Origin of the sequence: Gemmata sp., from assembly GCF_051859125.1 — a bacterium.
Taxonomy (GTDB): Bacteria; Planctomycetota; Planctomycetia; order Gemmatales; family Gemmataceae; genus Gemmata.
The window spans coordinates 1-1,471 of record NZ_JBHYGG010000310.1 but is presented as its reverse complement, the minus strand read 5'-3'; the positions used below and the strand labels follow the sequence as shown (position 1 = coordinate 1,471).

The 1,471-nt window shown below is 71.9% G+C and carries 1 protein-coding gene; it reads left to right on the top strand.

Annotated features, from left to right (window positions below; all coding sequences use genetic code 11):
• A partial coding sequence (locus ACTIGN_RS33480; RefSeq protein ID WP_439632192.1) for a BBP7 family outer membrane beta-barrel protein occupies nucleotides 1-1,211 on the top strand: 1,211 nt, incomplete at its 5' end.
• Between the last annotated feature and the right edge of the window lie 260 nt (nucleotides 1,212-1,471).

The window sequence follows — 1,471 nt, the reverse complement described above, 5'->3', positions numbered from 1 at the left end:
CGGGCTACGCACCACCGGGCTACGCACCGGCAGGGTACGCGGAGGGGGCCCCGGGCCAACCGGCCCCCATGGCAGCGCCCGGGGGCGCGCCCTGCGGTGAGGCGTGTCCCCAGCCGTGCCCGACGGAGTGCGCGGGGTGCTACCCCAACTCGCGGGTGTGGGCCAGCGCCGAGTGGCTGTACCTCGCCACGTCCGGCCAGGCGCTCCCGCCGCTCGTCACCACCTCGACCACCGGCGGCACCGGGGCGCTGGTCCCGGGCAACACCGTGGTGTACGGCAACCAGCGGGTCAACAACGACTTCCGCAACGGCCTGCTGATCAACGCCGGGATCTGGCTCGGCGACTCCCGCCGGTACGGGCTGGAGGGGAACTTCCTGTACCTCGGGGACAGCACCGAGCGGTTCGCCGCCTCCGGGACCGGCGCGCCGGGCACCCCGCTCATCGCCCGCCCGTTCTTCAACGCGGCCACCGGCCTGCCGGACTCGGAGCTGGTCGCCGTGCCCGGGAGCCTCGCGGGCACCGTGACCGTGGCGTCGCAGAGCTCGTTCATCGGCGGCGGGTTCAACTTCGTCCACAACCTGTGCTGCTCGCCGTGCGGCCGGCTCGACCTGATCTACGGGTACCAGTACTTCAACCTCACCGACGACGTGACGGTCACCGAGGACCTGCTGACCACGACCGCGACCCCGGGCGGCCTGCCGGCCGGGTTCCGGTTCCAGCTCCGCGACCACTTCCGGACCGAAAACAGCTTCAACGGCGGCGTCATCGGGCTGGCGATGGAGCGCCAGTTCGGGGCGCTCGTCCTGGGCGCGCGGGCGGCGGTGGCCCTGGGCAACATGAACCAGGTCGTGACCATCGACGGCGCGACGATCGCGACCCCCCCGGGCGGCGTGCCGACGACCGGTGCGGGCGGCCTGCTCACCCAGACCTCGAACATCGGCCGGTACGAGCAGAACGAGTTCGCCGTGGCCCCGATCCTCGGCCTGAAGCTCGGGGTCCGGGTGTCCCGGAACGTGCTGGTGTTCGGCGGGTACAACTTCATCTACCTGAGCAACGTGGCCCGCGCCGGGGACCAGATCGACCTGCGGGTGAACCCGAACCTGATCCCCCCGCCCAACGGGCTGGGCGGCGCGGCCGTGCCGGCGTTCACGTTCCGCACGACCGACTTCTGGGCGCAGGGCGTCAGCGCCGGCCTCCGTTTGAGCTACTGATCGCGGGTTAAAGTGATCGGCACCCGATACGGGTTCTAGCCCTCCCCACTTGGTGGGGGAGGGTGGCGAGGCTCTGCGAGCCGGGTGGGGGGGAAGCTGTACGCGCCGTTCAGGTCGCCCCCCCCCCGCCGCTCGAAGACTCGTGGCGACCTCCCCCACCAGAGGGGAGGTCATTCCGGATCTGTGGGATTCGTACTGGTCCGAGCCCGAGCGCCGAGCGAGGGTCAGCGTGGACCCTCGCTCGGCGCTCGGGCTCGGAC